The 19,710-nt window shown below is 70.8% G+C and carries 22 protein-coding genes; 13 read left to right on the top strand and 9 right to left on the bottom strand.

Going from position 1 to position 19,710, the window contains the following annotated elements; genetic code table 11:
• Window positions 1-29 precede the first annotated feature (29 nt).
• Window positions 30-776 carry a tRNA (guanosine(46)-N7)-methyltransferase TrmB gene (gene trmB, locus AS96_RS03860; RefSeq protein ID WP_036285854.1) on the bottom strand — a complete coding sequence of 249 codons (747 nt, stop codon included), beginning with the start codon at window positions 774-776 and terminating at the stop codon, window positions 30-32.
• A 48-nt stretch (window positions 777-824) separates the two neighbouring features.
• Window positions 825-1,673: a DUF3097 domain-containing protein gene (locus tag AS96_RS03855; RefSeq protein WP_036285852.1), complete on the bottom strand. Its 849-nt coding sequence runs from the start codon at window positions 1,671-1,673 to the stop codon at window positions 825-827.
• A gap of 173 nt (window positions 1,674-1,846) precedes the next feature.
• Between AS96_RS03855 and AS96_RS03850 the strand changes: the two genes are divergently transcribed.
• The 4 genes from AS96_RS03850 (at window position 1,847) to AS96_RS03835 (ending at window position 6,067) form a co-directional block, all read left to right on the top strand.
• Window positions 1,847-3,877 carry a TPM domain-containing protein gene (locus AS96_RS03850; protein WP_036285846.1) on the top strand — a complete coding sequence of 677 codons (2,031 nt, stop codon included), beginning with the start codon at window positions 1,847-1,849 and terminating at the stop codon, window positions 3,875-3,877.
• A 78-nt stretch (window positions 3,878-3,955) separates the two neighbouring features.
• Complete coding sequence (locus AS96_RS03845; RefSeq protein ID WP_036285844.1) at window positions 3,956-4,693, top strand: PspA/IM30 family protein; 738 nt, start codon at window positions 3,956-3,958, stop codon at window positions 4,691-4,693.
• A 91-nt stretch (window positions 4,694-4,784) separates the two neighbouring features.
• Window positions 4,785-5,597, top strand: coding sequence for an arginase family protein (locus tag AS96_RS03840; protein ID WP_036285842.1), 813 nt, complete (start codon window positions 4,785-4,787; stop codon window positions 5,595-5,597).
• Window positions 5,594-6,067 carry a hypothetical protein gene (locus AS96_RS03835; RefSeq protein ID WP_036285839.1) on the top strand — a complete coding sequence of 158 codons (474 nt, stop codon included), beginning with the start codon at window positions 5,594-5,596 and terminating at the stop codon, window positions 6,065-6,067. The genes AS96_RS03840 and AS96_RS03835 overlap by 4 nt, the downstream gene beginning before the upstream one ends.
• On the opposite strand, the gene AS96_RS03830 is transcribed toward AS96_RS03835, so the two are convergent.
• From AS96_RS03830 to AS96_RS03820, 3 genes are read right to left on the bottom strand one after another with little or no spacing between them, the layout of a single operon-like run.
• Window positions 6,054-6,545: an SIP domain-containing protein gene (locus tag AS96_RS03830; protein ID WP_036285837.1), complete on the bottom strand. Its 492-nt coding sequence runs from the start codon at window positions 6,543-6,545 to the stop codon at window positions 6,054-6,056. The genes AS96_RS03835 and AS96_RS03830 overlap by 14 nt on opposite strands.
• Before the next feature lie 38 nt (window positions 6,546-6,583).
• A complete protein-coding gene (locus AS96_RS03825; protein ID WP_036285835.1) occupies window positions 6,584-7,294 on the bottom strand; it encodes a tyrosine-protein phosphatase in 711 nt (236 codons plus the stop codon).
• Complete coding sequence (locus AS96_RS03820; protein WP_036285833.1) at window positions 7,291-7,785, bottom strand: carboxymuconolactone decarboxylase family protein; 495 nt, start codon at window positions 7,783-7,785, stop codon at window positions 7,291-7,293. Before AS96_RS03820 ends, AS96_RS03825 begins: the two co-directional genes overlap by 4 nt.
• Before the next feature lie 63 nt (window positions 7,786-7,848).
• Here AS96_RS03820 and AS96_RS03815 point away from each other — a divergent pair, with 63 nt between their 5' ends.
• From AS96_RS03815 to AS96_RS03780, 8 genes are all read left to right on the top strand, one after another.
• The gene (locus AS96_RS03815; RefSeq protein WP_036285831.1) at window positions 7,849-8,790 is read left to right on the top strand and encodes an alpha/beta fold hydrolase; all 942 of its coding nucleotides are present in this window, start codon (window positions 7,849-7,851) and stop codon (window positions 8,788-8,790) included.
• Window positions 8,791-8,943: 153 nt separating this feature from the next.
• Entirely contained in the window at window positions 8,944-10,455 is a 1,512-nt protein-coding gene (locus AS96_RS03810; protein ID WP_036285829.1) for an ABC transporter substrate-binding protein, read from the top strand.
• The gene (locus AS96_RS03805) at window positions 10,452-11,402 is read left to right on the top strand and encodes an ABC transporter permease (RefSeq protein WP_036285827.1); all 951 of its coding nucleotides are present in this window, start codon (window positions 10,452-10,454) and stop codon (window positions 11,400-11,402) included. Before AS96_RS03810 ends, AS96_RS03805 begins: the two co-directional genes overlap by 4 nt.
• Entirely contained in the window at window positions 11,399-12,277 is an 879-nt protein-coding gene (locus AS96_RS03800; protein ID WP_036285825.1) for an ABC transporter permease, read from the top strand. Before AS96_RS03805 ends, AS96_RS03800 begins: the two co-directional genes overlap by 4 nt.
• Window positions 12,274-13,062, top strand: coding sequence for an ATP-binding cassette domain-containing protein (locus AS96_RS03795; protein ID WP_036285823.1), 789 nt, complete (start codon window positions 12,274-12,276; stop codon window positions 13,060-13,062). Before AS96_RS03800 ends, AS96_RS03795 begins: the two co-directional genes overlap by 4 nt.
• Window positions 13,059-13,868 (top strand): ABC transporter ATP-binding protein, encoded by an 810-nt coding sequence (locus AS96_RS03790; protein WP_036285821.1) that lies wholly within the window; start codon window positions 13,059-13,061, stop codon window positions 13,866-13,868. The genes AS96_RS03795 and AS96_RS03790 overlap by 4 nt, the downstream gene beginning before the upstream one ends.
• A 62-nt stretch (window positions 13,869-13,930) precedes the next feature.
• Window positions 13,931-15,031: a M4 family metallopeptidase gene (locus AS96_RS03785; protein WP_036285819.1), complete on the top strand. Its 1,101-nt coding sequence runs from the start codon at window positions 13,931-13,933 to the stop codon at window positions 15,029-15,031.
• A gap of 28 nt (window positions 15,032-15,059) precedes the next feature.
• Complete coding sequence (locus tag AS96_RS03780; RefSeq protein WP_231477090.1) at window positions 15,060-15,362, top strand: protealysin inhibitor emfourin; 303 nt, start codon at window positions 15,060-15,062, stop codon at window positions 15,360-15,362.
• Here the strand turns inward: AS96_RS03780 and AS96_RS03775 are convergent.
• Genes AS96_RS03775 through AS96_RS03765 form a run of 3 tightly spaced genes read right to left on the bottom strand, consistent with a single transcriptional unit; the run spans window position 15,351 to window position 17,175 of the window.
• Window positions 15,351-15,980: a GNAT family N-acetyltransferase gene (locus tag AS96_RS03775; RefSeq protein WP_036285815.1), complete on the bottom strand. Its 630-nt coding sequence runs from the start codon at window positions 15,978-15,980 to the stop codon at window positions 15,351-15,353. The two genes, AS96_RS03780 and AS96_RS03775, sit on opposite strands and share 12 nt — an antisense overlap.
• A 5-nt stretch (window positions 15,981-15,985) precedes the next feature.
• Window positions 15,986-16,675, bottom strand: a complete 690-nt coding sequence (locus AS96_RS03770) for a uracil-DNA glycosylase (RefSeq protein ID WP_036285813.1) — start codon at window positions 16,673-16,675, stop codon at window positions 15,986-15,988.
• Entirely contained in the window at window positions 16,675-17,175 is a 501-nt protein-coding gene (locus tag AS96_RS03765; RefSeq protein ID WP_036285811.1) for a phosphoribosyltransferase, read from the bottom strand. Before AS96_RS03765 ends, AS96_RS03770 begins: the two co-directional genes overlap by 1 nt.
• A 60-nt stretch (window positions 17,176-17,235) precedes the next feature.
• Here AS96_RS03765 and AS96_RS03760 point away from each other — a divergent pair, with 60 nt between their 5' ends.
• Complete coding sequence (locus tag AS96_RS03760) at window positions 17,236-18,738, top strand: MFS transporter (RefSeq protein ID WP_197017256.1); 1,503 nt, start codon at window positions 17,236-17,238, stop codon at window positions 18,736-18,738.
• Window positions 18,739-18,761: 23 nt separating this feature from the next.
• Here AS96_RS03760 and AS96_RS03755 read toward each other — a convergent pair whose 3' ends face one another.
• Window positions 18,762-19,565: an SDR family oxidoreductase gene (locus AS96_RS03755; protein ID WP_051498736.1), complete on the bottom strand. Its 804-nt coding sequence runs from the start codon at window positions 19,563-19,565 to the stop codon at window positions 18,762-18,764.
• Between the last annotated feature and the right edge of the window lie 145 nt (window positions 19,566-19,710).

The raw sequence follows: 19,710 nt of genomic DNA, 5'->3' as shown, positions 1-19,710 counted from the left end.
GGCGCCCTCTGTCACGGTCGACGGCGCGTTCACGCGTCGGACGTCGCGCGCGGCAGGCGGCGGTAGACGAGGTCGCGGATCTCGCGACCCTTCGCGATGCCCTTGCGCTCGAACGCCGTCATCACGCGCCCGTCGAACCGCTCGGCCCATTCACCGTCGAACGCCGGGACGAACTCCTCGGCATCGGCCAGGACCTCACGCATCTGCCGCGCGTAGTCCTCCCAGTCGGTCGCGAGCCGCAGGCGTCCGCCGTCGCGCAGCGCCCGTGCCGCCAGCGGCGGAAACGGCGGCGCGATCAGTCGACGCTTGTTGTGCTTGGCCTTGTGCCAGGGGTCGGGGAAGAAGATCCACAACTCGTCCACGCTGGCCTCCGGCAGCAGGTGCTCGAGGACCTCGGGGGCGTTCGCCTCGACGAGGCGGAGGTTGCGGATGCCGGCGCGGTCGGCGTCGAGCATCGTGCGGGCCAGCCCCGCGCGGAACACCTCCACCGCGAGAAAGTCGCGGTCGGGCGCGGCGGCCGCAGCGCTGACGATCGCATGACCCTGGCCCGATCCGACCTCCACGGTCAGGGGCGCGGCGCGGCCGAACACCTCGGCGGGCACGATCGAGGTCCCCGGAAGCACGCTGGTCGCCGCGGCATCGCGCTGCACGTCGATGGCGTACCGCGAGGCCAGCTCCGCCCAGGCGCGCTCCTGCGCGTCGCTCATCCGGCCGCTGCGGCGCACGAACGAGACGGGCCTGTCGCGGAAACGGGGAGCATCTGTCTCGTGCGGCATCCGACCAGGGTACCGGCGAGCACTACGGTTATAGAGGTGACGACGGGTTCAGGCGGTGACGAAGTCGATGAGCTCTTCGACGCGTCCCAGCAGCGCCGGGTCGAGGTCGCGGTAGCTGTGCACCGCTGCGAGGATGCGCTGCCACGTGCGGGCGATGTCGGCCTGGTCGCGGGCGGGCCACCCGAGAGCCCGGCTCACGCCCACCTTCCACTCGATGCCGCGGGGCACGTCCGGCCACGCCGCGATGCCGAGCGCACGCGGGGTCACGCACTGCCACACATCGATGTGGGGGTGGCCGACGATCCGCACGTGAGGGCCGTGCGGCCCCCGGGCGACGGCGTCGGCGATGCGCGACTCCTTCGAGCCGGGCACGAGGTGATCGACGAGCACTCCGTAGCGTCGTCCCGGTCCGGGCGGCTCCTCGCGCAGCACCTCTTCGAGCAGGTCGACGCCCTGCAGGTACTCGACGACGACGCCCTCGACGCGAAGATCGTCGCCCCACACCTTCTCGACGAGCTCGGCGTCGTGGCGGCCTTCGACGAGGATCCGCGAGGCGCGGGCCACGCGGGCGCGAGTCGTGTCGGCGGCGAACGAGCCGGAAGCGGTGCGGCGGGGTCCGGATGCCGCGGCCTTCGGCGCCTCCAGGACGACCGCCTGTCCATCGATCAGGAAGCCGCCGCCGAGGGGGAACAGTCGACGGCGACCGCGGCGGTCCTCCAGCTCGACATGACCCGACTGGATGCCGGTGACGGCGCCGCAGAAGCCGTCGCCGGCGATCTCCACGACGAGGTCCGGCGCGGCCGCCACGCGCGGCACCGCGCGGCGCCCCGCGTCCCGCCATCCCGCGGCCAGAACGTCTGCGCCATAGCGATCGGGGCCGAATCCGTCCTTGTTCATGGTTCCTCCGAACGCGACACCATACCCGCCCCCGCCGCCGCGGGCGCGGGGACAGGCCGGGGAGGGCAAGACCCACGGCATGCCCGCAGCTCGCCTATCGGGTCATGCCGTTCGCGACATAGGATCGGCGTGAGGAGCGAGGTTCCCGCACCTCGCGCAGGGGAGGAACACGCATGCGTGCGCGTCTGTGGCTGGCGCTGACGGCGGCGGCGATCGTCCTGGGCAGCGCCACGGCGATCGTCCTGGGCGGCGCGACCGCGGCGACCGCCACGGGTCCCGTCGCTCTCAGCTCGTCACGCGTGGTCGATCAGTCCGGTGTGCTCTCCGGTGCGCAGGTCTCCGAGGTCGACACACGCCTGCGTGCCTTGACCGCGAAGGCGGGCGTCGATCTCTGGGTCGCGTACGTCCCCCAGTTCACCGATCCGTCGGCGCCCGAGGACTGGGCGAACCAAACGGCGCAGAACAACGGTCTGGGACCGCACCAGTACCTCCTGGCGATTTCGACCGACGGTCGTCAGTACTACCTGTCGGGCTCCTCGGCCGGCCCCGTGGCCGGCGATGAGCTCACCACGATCGAACGCGAACGGGTGCAGCCGGCACTGTCGGCCGGCAACTGGGTCGGCGCCGCCACCTCCGCTGCCGACGGCCTGGCCGACGCCATCGCGGGAGGAACCGGCGGCGCCGGGGTCGACGCCGCCGGCATCATCACGCCGATCCTGCTCGTCATCGTGGTGATCGCCCTGGCCGGGCTCATCATCTGGATCGTGATGCGCTCGCGCAGGCGTCGATCGCCCGCGAGCTCCTTCCCGGGATCACCCTCGCCTCCGCCGGTGAGCCTCGAAGATCTCGCGCGCCGCGCGTCCTCGGCCCTCGTCCAGACAGACGACGCCGTCAAGACGAGCGAGCAGGAGCTCGGCTTCGCCCGGGCGCAGTTCGGTGACGAGGCAGCCCGCGAGTTCGAGTCGGCGCTGGCCAGCGCGAAGGCTCAGCTGGATGAGGCCTTCGCCCTCAAGCAGAAGCTCGACGATGAGAACCCCGACAGCGACGACGACACGCGCGCCTGGAACATGCGCATCATCGAGCTGTGCGACGCGGCCAACGCGCAGCTCGACGAGAAGGCTGCGGCGTTCGACGAACTGCGAAAGCTCGAGCAGAACGCCCCCGACGCACTCGCACGCCTCCGCGAGAAGAAGGCGAACGTGGCCGGCGCGCACGACGCCGCCGTCGCGACGCTCACCGGCCTGACGAGCGCGTACGACCCCCTGGCCCTGACCGCGATCGCCGACAACCCCGAGCAGGCGTCGCAGCGCCTCGCGTTCGCCGACACGCTGCTGGACACCGCCGCCGCGCAGATCGCCGCCGGCAACACGTCGGCCGCGGCGGTCAGCATCCGCGCCGCGGAGGACGCCGTGACACAGGCCGAGGTGCTGCAGAACGCCATCGCCCGCACGCGCGCCGACCTCGCACAGGCGGAGACGGATGCGGCGGCCCTCATCGCCGACCTTGAGACCGACATCGCCGCGGCGACGGCCCTGCCGGATCGGGACGGCCGCCTGGCTCCCATGATCGCGGCCACGCGCGCCCAGGTGGAGGCGGCACGGCCGCTGGTCTCCGGCCCCGCCAAGCGTCCCCTCTTCGCCCGCGAGGGCCTGGACCGCGCCAATGCACAGATCGACGCAGTCCTGGCCGGCGTCCGCGACGAGCAGGAGCGCGCGGCGCGCGCGTCGGCGCAGCTCGGCGGACTCATCGCACAGGCGCAGGGCGAGATCTCCGCGGCGGAGGACTTCATCTCCTCGCGCCGAGGTGCGGTCGGCGCTGAGGCCCGCACCCGCCTCGCCGAAGCCGGCGCATCGCTCGTGCAGGCCCGCCAGCTGCAGCCGAACGATCCCGCACAGGCTCTTGCCGCCGCGCAGCGCGCGCACGAGCTGGCGACGCAGGCGATGCAGGCGGCGCAGAGCGACGTCGGCGTCTTCCAGGGCGGCATGTTCGGCGGCTCCGGCGGATCGCAGCGCACGGGCACGGGCGGCGACATGATGGGAGCCATCCTGGGCGGCATCGTCATCAACTCGCTGCTGAACGGCGGCGGGGGCGGCCACTCGCGCTCCGGTGGAGGTTTCGGCGGCCACGGCGGGGGCGGCAGCATCTCCCCCGGTGGTTTCGGCGGCGCCGGCAGCCGCTCGCGACGCGGCGGAGGTCGCTTCTGAGCTCGGCATCCGCTCGCCCCCTCCGACCGCACGATCCCCTCGCACGCTGGGAACTCTCCCGTTAGGAAAGGAAAAACGATGGCAAAGCAGTCCATCTTCGGTCGCATCTCGACGCTCGTGAAGGCGAACGTCAACGCGATGCTCGACGCCGCCGAAGACCCGCAGAAGATGCTCGACCAGTTGGTGCGCGACTACACCAACTCCATTGCCGACGCCGAGTCGGCGATCGCCGAGACCATCGGCAACCTCCGTCTGCTCGAGCGCGACCACGAGGAAGACGTGCGCGCCGCGGCCGAATGGGGCAACAAGGCCCTCGCCGCAAGCCGCAAGGCCGATGAGCTGCGCGCGAGCGGCAACACGGCGGATGCCGACAAGTTCGACAACCTCGCCAAGATCGCCCTGCAGCGCCAGATCAGCGAGGAGAACGAGGCCAAGGCCGTGGCTCCCACGATCGCGTCTCAGACGGAGGTCGTCGACAAGCTCAAGGACGGCCTCAACGGCATGAAGCAGAAGCTCGAGCAGCTGAAGGCCAAGCGCAGCGAGCTGCTGGCGCGCGCGAAGACGGCCGAGGCGCAGAACAAGGTGCACGACGCGGTCACGTCGATCGACGTGCTCGATCCCACGAGCGAGCTCGGTCGCTTCGAAGACAAGGTGCGCCGCCAGGAGGCTCTCGCCGCCGGCAAGGCGGAGCTCGCGGCATCCAGTCTGGACGCCCAGTTCAACGAGCTCGAGGATGTCGGCGAGCTCACCGAGGTCGAGGCGCGCCTGGCCGCCCTGAAGAGCGGCGGCACCGGCACGGCAGCGCTCGAGCAGTAGACAGGACGGTCGGCGTCCCGGGGTCCGCCACACGGTGGACGCCGGGACGCGGACGTCGCGGTGCGCGTGGCGCGCAGGGAGGGACGGCAAGATGACCCGCTTCGTGGTGGTTCCGCAGTGGCAGGGCTCCCCCGCCGCGCGCGCGATGCTGCTCGTGGACGGCGCCGAGGCGATCGCCGGCGACCTGCCCCGCGCGGCGACCGCGCGCGTCGAGGTGCCGGCAGAAGCCGGTGAAGCGCTGGAGACCGGCATCCGGCGTTTCAGCGCGCTGCATCGCGTCGCCGACGCCCTCACCGCGGAACTCGCGGTCAGCGACGAGGCGGCACTCATCGTCGGCGGCGACTGCGGCGTCGCCGTCCCCGCGATCGCCCATTATGCCGCCCGACACCCGGAGCTCGCGGTGGTCTGGTTCGACGCGCACGGCGACCTCAACACGCCCGCGACCTCGCCGTCGGGCGCGTTCGGCGGCATGGCCCTGCGCGCCGTGCACGAGAGCGGGCCGGTGCCCGGAAGCGGCGCCGTGACGGCCGATCGCCTCGTGCTGGTGGGCGCCCGCGATCTCGACCCGGGCGAGGCTGCGCACCTCGCCGAGAGCGATGTCCGCAGCGTCGCGGCCGACGCGATCGGCGACGGCGCGGCGATCGCCGCCGCCGTGGCAGCCACGGGAGCGGAGGCCGTCTACATCCACGTCGACCTCGACGTGCTCGACCCCGCCGAGCTCACCGGTGTGACCCGGCCGACGCCGTTCGGCCTGACGCTGCGGGAGCTGACCGCGACGATCGCCGCCGTGCGCCGCACCCTCCCCCTGGTGGGTGCGTCGATCGCCGGATTCGCTCCGGCGTCTCCGGCCGCGGCCGTCGACGACCTCGGCACGATCCTGCGGGTCGTCGGGGCGCTCGCGTGATCGCGTCGCCGCCGCCCGGCTGGCAGCAGCGTGCGGCCCGCGCCGTGGCGCGCGGACGCCGTCTGGATGCACTGATCCCCGGCATCCTGCTCGACTCCCCCGTCAGCCTCGTGGGTTTCTGGTGGGGAACGGCCGTCGGCTGGATCTGGGGGTCGCTGTGGTCGACGGGTCGCATCGAGCGTCGCGGGGGCCTCTGGGTGTTCACGGGGATGCCGTCGTGGACGTTCGGCCGCGGAGGTGTCTGCGTCGGCGGCTGCTTCCTGACCGACTCACCCCGCATCAGCGAGGCCGTGCTGCGGCATGAAGCGGTGCACGCGCGCCAGTGGCGCCGTTACGGCTTTCTCATGCCGCTGCTGTACGCCCTGGCGGGACGCAACCCGCTGACGAACAGGTTCGAGATTCTCGCCGGGCTCGAAGAGGGCAACTACGTGCCCCACGGAGCGTCGGCGGGCGCGGTCAGCGAAAGCTGAGCAGCCCGAAGCGCGCCGGTGTATGCACTGCCGCCGGTGAGATGCCGAGGCGCTCGGTGAGGTGGTCGAAGATGTCGGCGGTGCCGAGGAATCCGCCGAGAAGGTGGATGCGCGTGCCGTCCTGACATGCCGGCTCGTCGCCGTCGGCGCAGAGCATCTCGTCCGCCCACGCGGTCACCGCTCGACTCACGGCCTGGCCGGGGGCACAGGGACGACCGGTTCCGGGCTGGCCGCTGCGGCGTGAGCGATCGAGCCAGGTGACGACCATCCGCGCCGGGACCGCGATCGGAGTGATCCACGAGGCGTCGGGAACCTCGATGAAGACACGACCCGTCGAGCAGATCGGCAGCGTCGCGATGAGCGCCTCCAGCTCGGCCAGCGCGTGCTCGTCCGCCGTGATGAGCTGCTGCACCCGCGCGTGACGAGACGCCTTGCAGGCGGACTCGTCGTGCACAGCACGCAGCGCGGAGGAGGTCATGATCCCCCCATCATACGCCCGTTAAGGCGAGCCTTACCTCAGCGTTCGATGAGGATCTCCGCGAGCGCGTCCACCTCGTCGACGCGCAGACCGTGCGCGACGAGGTAGTCCGCCGCCGAGCCGAAGCGCTCGCGCACATCCTCCAACAGCGCCTGCATCACCGGTGCCGGCGAGCGCGTGGCGAGGTCTTCGAGATGGCGGGCGTCCGGGTGCACGCTGCGCAGATAGGCCAGCACGCGAGCGTTGCGCCGGGCCGGAAGCATGGCTTCGGTGCGCGCGTAATCGGCCACGATCGCGTCATGCTCGACGCCGACGGCGTCCAGCAGCAGCGCGACGGCGACGCCCGTGCGGTCCTTTCCGACGGTGCAGTGCACGAGCGCGGGTGCACCCGCGATCACGGCGCGGGCGACCGCGACCATGCGGTCGGCCGACTCGTCGACGAGACCGCGGTAGACGTCGGCGAGTGAGCGATCCTCGACGAAGAAGGAAGCGACGGAGCCGAGGAAGAGGGGGATCCGGATCGTCTCGAGGTCCAGACCGCAGACGCGGCTGGGTTCGACGGCGACCTCATCGTCGGCGCGGAGGTCGACGATGCGACGGATGCCGAGACCGACGAGCGCGTCGCGCCCGGCATCGTCCAGCCCGGCGAGATTGCCGGAACGGAACAGCACTCCGGCTCGCGTCACGGTCCCGCTCGCCGGGAGGCCGCCGACGTCGCGGAAGTTCAGGGCGCCGGAGACGATGCTCACGCCGGATCGTCTCCCGCGTCGCTCTGGACCGCGCGCGGGGGGACGGGGTACTTGCCGGCGATCGTGATGCGGTTGAAGGCGTTGATCGACACGAGCAGCCAGCTGATCGCGACATACTCCTGCTCGGAGAGGATGCCGCCGACGCGATCGTAGACCTCGTCGGGTACGCCGCCCTCGTGGATGAACACGTAGCACTCCGCCAGTTCGAGTGCCGCCCGCTCGCGGGCCGAGAACACGCCCGACTCCCGCCAGGTGGCCAGCTGAGCGATCTCGTCGACCCCGAGCCCCGCGGCAGCGGCACGGTCGACGTGCACGCGCACGCAGTAGGCGCAGCCGTTGAGCTGCGAGGCGTGGATGAGCACAAGCTCACGCAACCGCGCATCGATGCCCGCCTCGGCGGCGATCGTGCCGACCGTCTGGGAGAACGCCTCGAGGGCGTCATACGCGGGACGGGCCGACCGGGACAGGTGGACGCGACGCTCGGTGCTCATGCGATCAGCCTAGGACGGGTAGACGACGACCGCTGCGAGCGCGGATCGCGGCACAATGTCCGAATGGATGAGTTCTCCTTCCTGGCCGATCAGTCCGCCGAGCTCGGCATCGATGCCGTGCCGCCCGTCCGCCGCCTCACCCACCGCCTCGACGACGGTCGTGTCGTCAGCGCGTTGCAGTACGGGGATCCCGTCACGGCCGCCTTCACTCCCCCGCAGGTGACGCTCCTGCACGGCGCCGGCCTCAACGCGCACACGTGGGACACGACGGTGCTCGCCCTCGGCATCCCCGCCCTCGCCGTCGACCTGCCGGGTCACGGCGACTCGTCATGGCGGGCGGATGCCGCGTACACCGGAGGCGTCCTCGCGGCCGACATCGCGCCCGCTGTCGCCGCGTGGACCGCGGCCACGCCGCAGGTGCTCGTCGGCCAATCGCTCGGGGGCCTGACAGCAGCCGCGCTTGCCGCTGCGCACCCGGAGCTGGTGCGCGAGCTGATCGTCGTCGACATCACCCCCGGCATCGACCCGGACGGCGATGCCGCACAGATCGCCGCTTTCTTCGCCGGCCCCACCGACTGGGCCGGCCGCGACGAGCTCGTCGAACGGGCGCTCTCGTTCGGCCTCGGCGGATCCCGTGGGGCTGCGACGCGCGGCGTCACCCTCAACTCGCGCGTGCGCGCGGACGGCCGCGTCGAGTGGAAGCACCACTTCGCGCACCTCGCCAACGCGATGGCCGGCGACGCGGATGCCGCGGCGAGCGCGCAGGCACAACGACACGCGATCCGCGGTGCCCTCACTACCGAGGGATGGGACCATCTCGCCGCCACCACCGCTCCGATCACGCTCGTGCGCGGATGTCGCGGGTTCGTGACGCCCGCGGATGCCGACGACTTCCAGCACCGCCTGCCGACGGCATCCGTCGTCGAGGTCGACTCGGGTCACAACGTGCAGGAGGAGCAGCCGGTGGGACTGGCCCGCCTCATCGCACAAGTCGCGCGCGGCTGAGTCGACCGGTCGCATGACGCTCGGTGTCACCCCAGCGAAGACCGATGACCGCACCGACCGCCGCAAAGCCTAGGCTGTAACGCGCACCCGAGTCCGCGGGCCGCTGCGCACAGCACCCGCGCACGCCCGCGCTGCCGAAAGGACACCTCTCACATGCTTCGCCGCACCACCGTCGCCGCCGCCGCGCTTCTCGCCGCCGGGGCCCTGCTACTGAGCGCCTGCTCCGGCGGATCCGCACCCGACGCCTCCCCCACCGCGGTCACGCCCGACCCCGACGCCGTCGTGAACGTACGTCTCGTCTCCGAGCCGAGCAACCTCGACATCCGTGAGACCGCCGGCGCCGCCCTGGACCAGATCCTGATCGACAACGTCTACCAGGGCCTCGTCTCACGTACTCCCGATCAGAAGATCGAGCCGGAGCTGGCCAGCGACTACAAGGTCTCGCCCGACGGCCTCACCTACACGTTCACGCTCCGCGACGGCGTCACCTTCCACGACGGGTCGCCGCTCACCGTCGGAGACGTCGTCTGGTCGCTGGAGCAGGTCAAGTCCACCGCGTCGTACAGCGACTCCGACCGCCTCGCACGCGTACAGAGCATCGTCGCGAACGGCAAGGACGTCGTGCTGACGCTCAGCCAGCCCGATTCCAGCCTGCTGTGGAACCTCACCGGCCGGGCAGGTCTCGTCCTCAAGAAGGACGACACCACCGATCGCAAGACGAAGGCGAACGGCACCGGGCCGTACAAGCTGACCAGCTGGAAGCAGGGCGACTCGATCACCTTCGACCGCAACGACGCGTACTGGGGCGACAAGGCCAAGGTCAAAGAGGTGGTCTTCAGCTACATCCCCGACAACCAGGCGGCACTCAACGGCGCCCTCGCTCACGAGCTCGACGTCGTCACGGGGTTCGACGCCAACCTCAAGGATCAGATCGAGGCGAACGGTGACTTCACACTCGTGCTCGGCAAGTCCACCGACAAGGGCACGCTCGCGATGAACTCGACGACGGCGCCCCTGTCCGACAAGCGGGTGCGCCAGGCGATCCGTCAGGCCATCGACCACAACGCGATCGTCAAGGCTCTCGGGGCAGGTCAGACGCTGTACGGTCCGATTCCCGAGCTCGACCCCGGTTACGAGGACCTGTCGTCCACCGCCCCGTTCGACCCGGCGGCCGCGAAGAAGCTCCTGGCCGACGCCGGGGTGTCGGACCTCACGCTGACGCTCACGATCCCGTCGTTCTACGGCACGACCGTGTCGCAGATCCTCGTGTCGAACCTCAACGACGTGGGCATCACCCTGAAGGTGAAGGCCGTCGAATTCCCGACGTGGCTCAACGACGTCTACATCAACAAGAACTACGACCTCAGTTTCGTGCTGCACACCGAGGCCCGTGACTTCGAGAACTGGGCGAACCCCAACTACTACTTCACCTACAACAACCCGGAGGTGCAGAAGCTCTACCAGCAGTCACTCAGCGCGACCGACGAGCAGACCTCCGCCGACCTGCTGAAGCAGGCCGCGAAGATCGTCGCGGACGATCAGGCCGCCGACTGGCTGTACAACGGTGCGTCCATCGTCGCGGTGGGCACGAACGTGAGCGGCTTCCCTTCCGTCAACGTCAACGAGCGCATCAACCTCGCCGAGCTGGCCAAGAGCAAGGGGTGATCCGTTACGCGCTGACGCGACTGGCCCTGCTGCTGCTCGGCCTGTTCGTCGCCAGTGCGCTGATCTTCCTGACGCTCCGGGTCCTTCCCGGCGACGTCGCTCAGCTCATCGCCGGGATCGATGCGGGCCCGGCGCAGGTCGCCGCGATCCGTGAGCGCCTCGGGCTCGGAGAGCCCCTTGCGGTGCAGTACCTGTCGTGGATCGGCGGTGTCTTCCGCGGAGATCTCGGCCAGTCGCTGCTGACGGGCGCCCCCGTGGCGGGGCAGCTCGCCGAGAAGGCGCAGGTGACGATTCCGCTCGGACTGATGGCGATGACCGTCGCCCTGCTGATCGCACTGCCGTTCGGAGTGCTCTCCGCCGTTCGCCGCGGCCGTCCCGACGGCACCGCCCTCTCCGTCGGCGCCCAGGCCGTGGCCGCCGTCCCGGTGGTGTGGGCTGGCATGATGCTGGTGCTCGTGTTCGCTGTCTGGCTCGGGTGGCTGCCCGCCCAGGGCTTTCCCCGCGCGGGGTGGAGCGACCCGGCATCCGCGATCCGTGCTCTGCTGCTGCCGGCGATCACGATCGGCGTCGTCGAGGGCGCGATGCTCATGCGGTTCGTCCGTTCGGCGACCCTCCAGGCGACGGGAGAGGACTTCGTCCGCACCGCGGCGGCGAAGGGCCTCACCCGCACGCAGGCCCTCATCCGGCACGGACTGCCCACGGTGGGTCTGTCGATCATCACGGTTCTGGGACTGCAGGTGGCAGGCATCATCGTCGGCGCTGTCGTCATCGAGCAGCTGTTCAGTCTGCCCGGCATCGGACGCATGCTCGTCGAGGACGTCGGCAAGCGCGACCTGCTCAAGGTGCAGGGCGAGCTGCTCGTGCTCACCGGCTTCGTGCTCGTCGTCGGCTTCGTCGTCGACCTCATCCACCACCTCATCGACCCTCGACAGCGGGAGGCAGAATGAGCAGGTTCGCCTGGCTGCGTCGACTGTGGGCGCTGTCGACCGGACGCTTCGGCCTCGTCGTCTCGCTGGCGATCGGCGCCGTCGCGCTGGTCGCCCGATTCTGGCTGCCGTTCGATCCTCAGACGGTCGACGTCGACGGACGCTGGGCTGCGCCGGGGTGGCCGCACCTGCTCGGCACGGACGGCGCGGGCCGCGACATCCTGAGCCTGCTCATGGCCGGAGCGCGCACGACGGTGTGGGTGGCTCTGGGAGCCGGACTCGTGGCGACCGTCATCGGCGTCGCCCTCGCGACCCTCGGCGCCCTCACCGCGCGGTGGGTGCGGGAGAGCGTCGCGGTGCTCGTCGACATCCTGATCGCGTTCCCCGTGCTCCTGATCGCCATGATGATCTCGTCGGTCTGGGGCGGCTCGCTGTGGGTCGTGATCGTCTCGGTCGGCATCGGCTTCGGCGTCAACATCGCGCGGGTGACGCGCCCCGAGCTGCGCCGCGTGCTGCACAGCGACTTCGTGCTCGCCGGTCGCGCCGGCGGCCTCACCCCGTTCCAGAACCTGTACCGCCACCTACTGCCGAACGTCGCCCCGGTCTTCATCGTGCAGCTGTCGTGGGGCATGGCCGTCGCCGTGCTCGCCGAGGCCGGGCTCAGCTACCTCGGCTTCGGCGCCCCGCTCACCGAGCCCAGCTGGGGGCTGCTGCTGAAGGATCTGCAGCAGTACATCTCGGTGCACCCGTTGAGCGTCGTCTGGCCGGGACTGGCGATCACGATCACGGTGCTGGGGCTCAACCTCCTCGGGGACGCACTGCGCGAGGCGACCGACCCCACCCTCACGCGTCGGCGCACGGCGGCGCAGACCCACACGACGGCGGTGATCTCGTGAGCCTCGTGGTGCGCAATCTGTCGATCGAGATCGACGGTCGCCGCGTCGTGGACGACATCTCCTTCGACGTCCCCGACGGCGCGCGCGTGGGCCTGATCGGAGAGTCGGGGTCGGGCAAGTCCCTCACCGCCCTCGCGATCCTCGGCCTGCTGCCGGATGCCGCCACGGCCACGGGCAGCATCCGATGGAACGAGCGCGAGCTGATCGGTCTGCCGGACCGCGAGCTCGCCCGACTGCGCGGCGATGAGATCGGCATCGTCTTCCAGGAGCCGCGCACCGCCCTCAATCCGATCCGCACCGTCGGCCGCCAGATCGCCGAGTCCGTGCGCATCCACGAGGGGCTCGGACGCCGGGATGCCGCGGCGCGCGCCATCGCCGAGGCCGAGCGCGTGCGTCTGCCCGAGCCGGCCCAGATCGTCCGCCGCTACCCGCACCAGCTCTCCGGCGGCCAGCGCCAGCGCGTGGCCATCGCCATGGCCCTCGCCTGCCGTCCGCGCCTCCTGATCGCCGACGAGCCGACGACGGCCTTGGACGTCACGATCCAGGCGGAGGTGCTCGAACTGCTCGCCGGCCTCGTCGCGAGGGACGGCATGTCGCTGGTGTTCATCACGCACGACCTGGCGGTGCTCTCCCAGATCGCCACGCACGCCGTCGTGCTCGAAGACGGGCGCGTGGTCGAGCACGGGCCGCTCTCACGACTGCTCACGGCACCGGCATCCCCGGTGACGCAAGGCCTGCTGCGCGACGCCACCGCGACGCTGTGGCGACCGGGAGGTGCCCGATGAGGGCGGTGGACCCGGCGTTGCTGAGCGCACGCGCGCTCACCCGTCGCTTCCGCCAACGCGGAACCGGACTGTTCGAGCGGACACGATGGACCACGGCGCTCGAGGACGCCGACATCGACGTCTTCGAGGGCTCCGCCGTCGGCATCATCGGCGAGTCGGGCTCCGGTAAGTCGACGCTCGTCAGGCTGCTGTTGGGGTTGGACGCCCCCACGACAGGCACCGTCACGATGGCGGGCCGCTCGGTCGATGCGCGCGCCTCGGCGCGGTCGCTGCACTGGCTGCGACGCGAGACCGGCATCGTGTTCCAGGATCCGTACGCGTCGCTGGATCCCCGGATGAGCGTCGGAAGGATCATCGGCGAGCCGCTCTGGGCGCTGGAGATCCCGGGCGATCGTCGTGCGCGCGTGCGCGAGGTGCTCAAGGCGGTCGGCCTCGAGGCCGCGATGGCCGACCGCTACCCGCACGAGTTCTCGGGCGGGCAGCGCCAGCGCATCGCCCTGGCGCGCGCGATCGTGCACCGCCCGCGCATCCTCGTCGGCGACGAGCCGCTCTCGGCGCTCGATGTCACCGTACGCGCGCAGATCCTGGAACTGCTGCGCGAGCTGCGCCAGCGCGAACAGCTCACCCTCGTGATGGTGTCGCACGACATCGGCGTCGTGCAGAACCTCTGCGACGAAGTGATCGTCATGACGGACGGCCGCATCGTCGAGGAGGGTCCGACCGAGAAGGTCCTGCTCGCGCCGCAGGTCGCCTACACGCGTCGGCTGCTCGCCTCCATCCCGGTGATCGACCCACCGCGGGACTGATCGCTGCGTGGGCGAGGCATCGGACAGGCGCGCACGTCGGATGCCGGGCGTAGGGTGACGCCATGTTCGCGATCGTCCCGCCGTATCTGCTGTCTCGCCTGGCCGCCACCGATGCCCCACACCTCGCGAACGCCGCAGAGGCCGCCCGCGCGACCCTGGCGATCGCACGGCCCTCCCACCCGGCGCCCGCGCGCGGTCGGGCGCGGCTCGATCTGTCGGTCGACGGCGACGCCCTCCTCCTGCAGGGAGAGCCGGCGCCCGACCGCGTCATCTCCGACGCGCAGCACCGCGAAACGCTTCCCGGCGTGCGCGTGCGCGGCGAAGACGACCCGGCCGTCGCCGACGTCGCCGTGAACGAGGCCTTCGAGGGGCTGGGCGCGAGCTTCGAGCTGTTCTGGGATGCGTTCGCACGCCGTTCGATCGACGGCGCGGGCGGAACCCTCGCGGCGAGCGTGCACTACGGCGACCGCTATGACAACGCGTTCTGGAACGGCGAGCGGATGGTCTTCGGCGACGGCGACGGCGAGGTGTTCCGGGGCTTCACCTCTTCGATCAGCGTCATCGGGCACGAGCTCGGCCACGGCGTGATCGAACACGGCGGCGGTCTCGAGTACCAGGGACAGTCGGGAGCGCTCAACGAGTCCGTAGCCGACGTCTTCGGCGCGCTGACAGAGCAGCATCGCGCCGGCGAGAGCGCCGCGGAGGCGTCGTGGCTGATCGGGGCCGGCATCTTCACCGACGCCGTTCAGGGCGTGGCGCTGCGCTCGATGAAGGCACCCGGAACGGCCTACCACGACGACGTTCTCGGCAAAGACCCTCAGCCCGCCCACATGCGCGACTACGTCCGCACGAGCGAGGACAACGGCGGCGTGCACATCAACTCCGGCATCCCGAACAAGGCTTTCCACCTCGTCGCCACCGCGCTCGGCGGTCACGCGTGGGAACGAGCGGGCCGCATCTGGTACCTCACCGTGACGCAGGGCGCCGTGCCGCCGACGGCGGATTTCTCGGCGTTCGCGGCGGCGACCACGGCGGTCGCGCAGCGGGAGTACGGTGAGAGATCGGAGGAAGCCGACGCCGTCCGCACCGCGTGGAACGCCGTCGGTGTGACCGCCCGTGACGAACCATCCCGATCCGCGCGATCTGCCGGAGACCGCGAATGACGCCGATGCGCACGCCCTGACCGTGAGCATGGTCCGCTCCGGCGGCGTCGCGGGATTCACGCGCCGCTGGCACCTCTCAGCACCTCCCCACGAGAGTGCGCGCTGGAAGCAGCTCGTGGAACGTTGCCCCTGGGATGCCGAGGACAGGGGCGAGCATCGCCCGAGCTCGGCCACTGCCCCCACCGCGCAGGGCGCCGACCGATTCACCTGGACCATCGAAGCTCACGTCGACGGTCGTTCCCACCGTGCGATCGTCAGCGAGGCGGACGCCGAGGGCGCCTGGCGCACCTTGATCGACGCGGTCCGCGACGCCGCGCCCTCACCCCTCTGAGCGCTCCGAGCGCGAGAACAGCGAACGCTTCTTCTTCACCGGCGACAGCTGCTTCTGCAGGTAGATCGTGCCGAGCCAGCGGCCGAACTTGAAGCCGACGCGTCCCATCCGTCCGACCTCGACGAAGCCGAGCTTCTCGTGCAGGGCGATGGAGGACTCGGCCCCCTTGTCGCTGATCACCGCGACCATCTGATGGATGCCGGCCGCCTCACTGGCCGCGATCAGCGCCTCCAGGAGCGCACGGCCGAGTCCCTTGCCCGTCGCCGCCTGCCCCAGGTAGATCGAGTTCTCCACGCTGTAGCGGTACGCCGACTTGGCCGACATCGGCTGCACGAGTGCATAGCCGAGGATCTGCCCGCTGGGCGACTGCGCCACGAGGAACGGCATGCCGAGCTTGGCCAGGTGCTCGAGCTTCTCGCGCCACTGGGCGAGCGACCACTTCTTCTCGTCGAAGGTCACCACCGAGTTGGTGACGTAGTAGTTGTAGATCTCGCGGATGTCCGGAATATCGCCGTCCCGCACGGGCCGGATCTCGTAGGAGAAGGGGCGCTCCTGCTCGCTGCGGCGCAGGTGCACGGGCAGCCGCCGCCGACTCTTGTCGTACTCCTCCTCCAGCATGTGGCTCAGCCTAAACGCCAGTCGACCGGCGTCGCACCCTGCTGGACGAGCAGCTCATTGACACGCGAGAAGGGACGCGAGCCGAAGAAGCCCCGACTGGCCGACAGCGGCGAAGGGTGGGCGGACTCCACGGTCGGGGTCCCCGCGAGAAGGGGCCGCAGGTTCGCGGCATCCCGCCCCCACAGCACCGCGACCAGCGGCCGATCCCGGGCGACGAGGGTGCGGATGGCGTGCTCGGTGATCGTCTCCCATCCCCACCCGCGGTGCGACGCGGGAGCGCCGGGAGCCACCGTCAGCACGCGGTTGAGCAGCATGACGCCCTGGTCGCTCCACGCGGAGAGGTCGCCGTGCGGTGCCCGTGCGATGCCGAGGTCGGCTTCCAGCTCCTGGTAAATGTTGGCGAGGCTTCGCGGCAGGGGCCTCACGTGCGCATCGACGGCGAACGAGAGCCCGATCGGGTGGCCCGGGGTCGGGTAGGGATCCTGCCCGACGATGAGCACCTTGACCTCGGCGAGCGGCCTCGCGAAGGCGCGGAGCACCTTGTCGCCCGCGGGGAGATACGGCCGCCCTGCCGCGGTCTCGGCGCGCAGTCGTTCGCCGAGCGCCGCGATGTCGGGCGCCACCGGAGCGAGCGCGTGCGCCCAATCCGCGTCGATGAGTCCGGCATCGGCCAGCTCATCGAGGGCCATCGCCATCAGGCGCTCGCCTCCGCGCCGGCGTCCTCCTCGATCACCGAACCGGCGGCCGACCACGGGAAGTCGATCCAGCGGTCGGTCTCGCGCCACGAGAAGTCGGGCTGGGCGACACTGCCGGGCTTCGTGTAGATGCAGACCGATCGCACGTCGGCATCGGCGTCGCGCAGCATCTTGACGGCGAGGGCGAGCGTGCGCCCACTGTCGGCGACGTCATCGACGAGCAGGACGCGCTTGCCGGGCAGGTAACCGAGGTCGAGGTCGGGCGGCAGCAGCGCCGGCGCCTCCAGCACGGTGCCGATGCCGGTGTAGAACTCCACGTTCAAAGCGCCACAGCTCTTCACCCCCAGGCCGTAGGCGATGGCGCCGGCGGGCAGCAGGCCCCCGCGGGCGATCGCCACCACGACGTCGGGAACGAACCCGTCCGCCACGATCGATCGGGACAACGCCCGGGTCGCCTCACCGAAACCGTTCCACGTCAGTACTTCGCGCTCGCTCGTCACGGCATTCAGCCTAGGCGCCGCCGCGGTGCGCGACACACACGCGTGGATAGAGTGAACGCCGTGACCTCCTCCTCCGCAGGCTCCTCGACGGCGAAGAGCCCCCGCACCCGCTCGGCCCGCCTTCCCCGGGGCCTCGGCATCACCGCCGGCCTCATCGGATGGTTCATCCTGGTCGAGATCGTCAGCGGCATCCTGCAGGGCTATTACGTGCCGCTGTTCAGCGACATCGTCGTCTCCCTCGGCATCCACGACTCCGACGTCAACTGGTTCGAGGCGGCGCAGCTGCTGCTGTCGGCGCTCGTCGTGCCGGTGCTCGCGAAACTCGGCGACATGTACGGGCACAAGCGCATCCTGCTGATCGCCGCGATCCTCACGGCCGGGGCGACCTGGTGGCTGGTGTTCGCGACCTCGTTCTGGAGCTTTCTGATCGCCTGGGCGTTGCAGGGCTTCTACGTCGTCTGGCTGCCGTTGGAGATCGCCCTCATCTTCGAGCGCGGGCGGGTGCAGCAGCGCGGAGTGTCGACGACCCGCCGCGCGGCGGGTCTGCTGGTCGTCGGGCTGGAGGCAGGCGCGATCATCGGCGCTCTCGCCGCCGGACGGATCTTCGCCGCAAGCGGCCAGAACCTCACCGCGACGCTCGTCGTGCCGGCGATCGCCGTCACGCTGGTCGCACTCGTCATCTGGATCGGCGTTCCCGAATCCGCACCCGAGGGCGGACGACGCCTCGACACGAGGGGCTTTGTACTGCTCGCGTGGGCACTGCTGCTCGTGACGGGCGGTCTGGCCTGGATGCGGATGATCGGCGAGCTGGCGCTCGGCACCGCCGCCTGGACCTGGGTCGTCGCCCTGCTGCTGGCCGGGGTCGCGGTGTTCGTATGGTTCGTGCGCTTCGAACTGCGCCAGGACGACCCGGCGGTGGACATCCGGGTGCTGCGCCGACCCGAGATGTGGCCGGTGCAGGCGACGGCCTTCCTCATCGGGATCAGCCTGCTCGGCGCGCAGGGACCGTTGTCGACGTACGCCGGCACCGATCCCTCCCTCGGCTACGGGCTCGGGCTGGATGCCACGGAGCGCTCGAACATCATCGGGGTCTACCTCGTGTCACTCATCGTGGGCGCCGTGCTGTTCGCCGTGACCTCGCGGCGGGCGAGCCCACGGGTCGTACTGATCGCGGCATCCCTGCTCGTGGGTATCGGCTATCTGCTCTTCCTGCCGTTCCACCGGGAGCTGTGGCAGGTGCTGCTCAACCTCTCGATCGCCGGGCTCGGCTGCGGCGCGCTGGTCGGTGCGCTTCCCGCCGCCGCGGCCGCCGCCGCCCCGCGCGGGCAGACCGGCATCGCGACGGCACTGACCAACACGACCAAGACGATCGGCGGATCGTTCTCCTCAGCCGTGTTCGGCGTGGTGCTCGCGGCCGGCGCCGGCGCCGTGGCCAGCCAGACCGCGGCCTCCCTCGGTGGCTACCTGACGGTGTGGGCGATCTGCGCCGGCGGCGGATTCCTCGCCGCCCTGCTGCTCGTGTTCGTTCCGAAGGTCGCGTTCGCCGACGCCCCCGCGTCCTGACGCCGCTGGCCTCTTTCGCGGGGTCAGGCGCGCGGGCGGAGGCGGCCGCGCGCCAGCAGGTGCTGCGCGGACTGGGCGACCGGGCGCATCGTCACGAGGTCCAGGTTGACGTGGCCGGGCGCGTTGAGGGCGTACGCGATGACATCCGCGACATCGTCCGCGGTGAGCGGGTGCTCGACGCCCTCGTAGACCTTCTCGGCCGTGGCGCGGTCGCCGCCCAGTCGGTTGAGGGTGAACTCCTCGGTGTAGACCATGCCCGGCGCGACCTCGGTCACGCGGATCGGCTCGCCGTTCAGCTCCAGGCGCAGGGCGTGCACGAGCATCGCCTCGCCCGCCTTCGCCGCGTTGTAACCGGCTCCTCTGGGATACGCCGTCTGTGCCGCGGTCGAGGTGACATACAGCGTGTCGGCGTGGCCGCCGTCGTCGATCCCTGCCCGCAGCAACGGCAGCAGGGCCGCCGTGACCAGCTGCGCCGACAGCACGTTCGCCTCGAACATCCAGCGCCAGTCCGCCGGGTCGCCGTCTTCGACCCGGTCGGTGCCCCGCGCGCCGCCGGCGACGTGCACGAGGGCGTGCACCGCCCCGGTGCGTGCCAGGTGCTCGGCCAGCGCCGCCACGTCGGTCTCGTTCGACAGGTCGGCGGCGAACGATGCCGACCCGGTTTCGCGATCCAGCGCGACCAGCCGCTCCGCGCGGCGAGCCACACCCACCACGTCCCAGCCCGACGCCCGCAGGGCGCGGACGGTCGCCGCACCGATGCCGGAGCTCGCTCCCGTCACCACGGCGCGACGACGGTGGTCCTGAGAACTCTCCTGCGGCGAAGTCATGCCCCCACGCTACGTCACGGCATCGGATGCCGAGGCGAGTGCGTTCATTACGTCACATTTCCCGACCGTTGTTGACAACGGGCGCGAACTCTACTGTCAGTGATGGCCGCGGCATCCGACCCCGGCTCCCCACCACTTCCGATTC

This window comes from Microbacterium sp. MRS-1 (assembly GCF_000585455.1).
GTDB lineage: Bacteria > Actinomycetota > Actinomycetes > Actinomycetales > Microbacteriaceae > Microbacterium > Microbacterium laevaniformans.
Note: the sequence above shows the minus strand (reverse complement) of the source record. Positions and strands in the feature narration are given on the sequence as shown.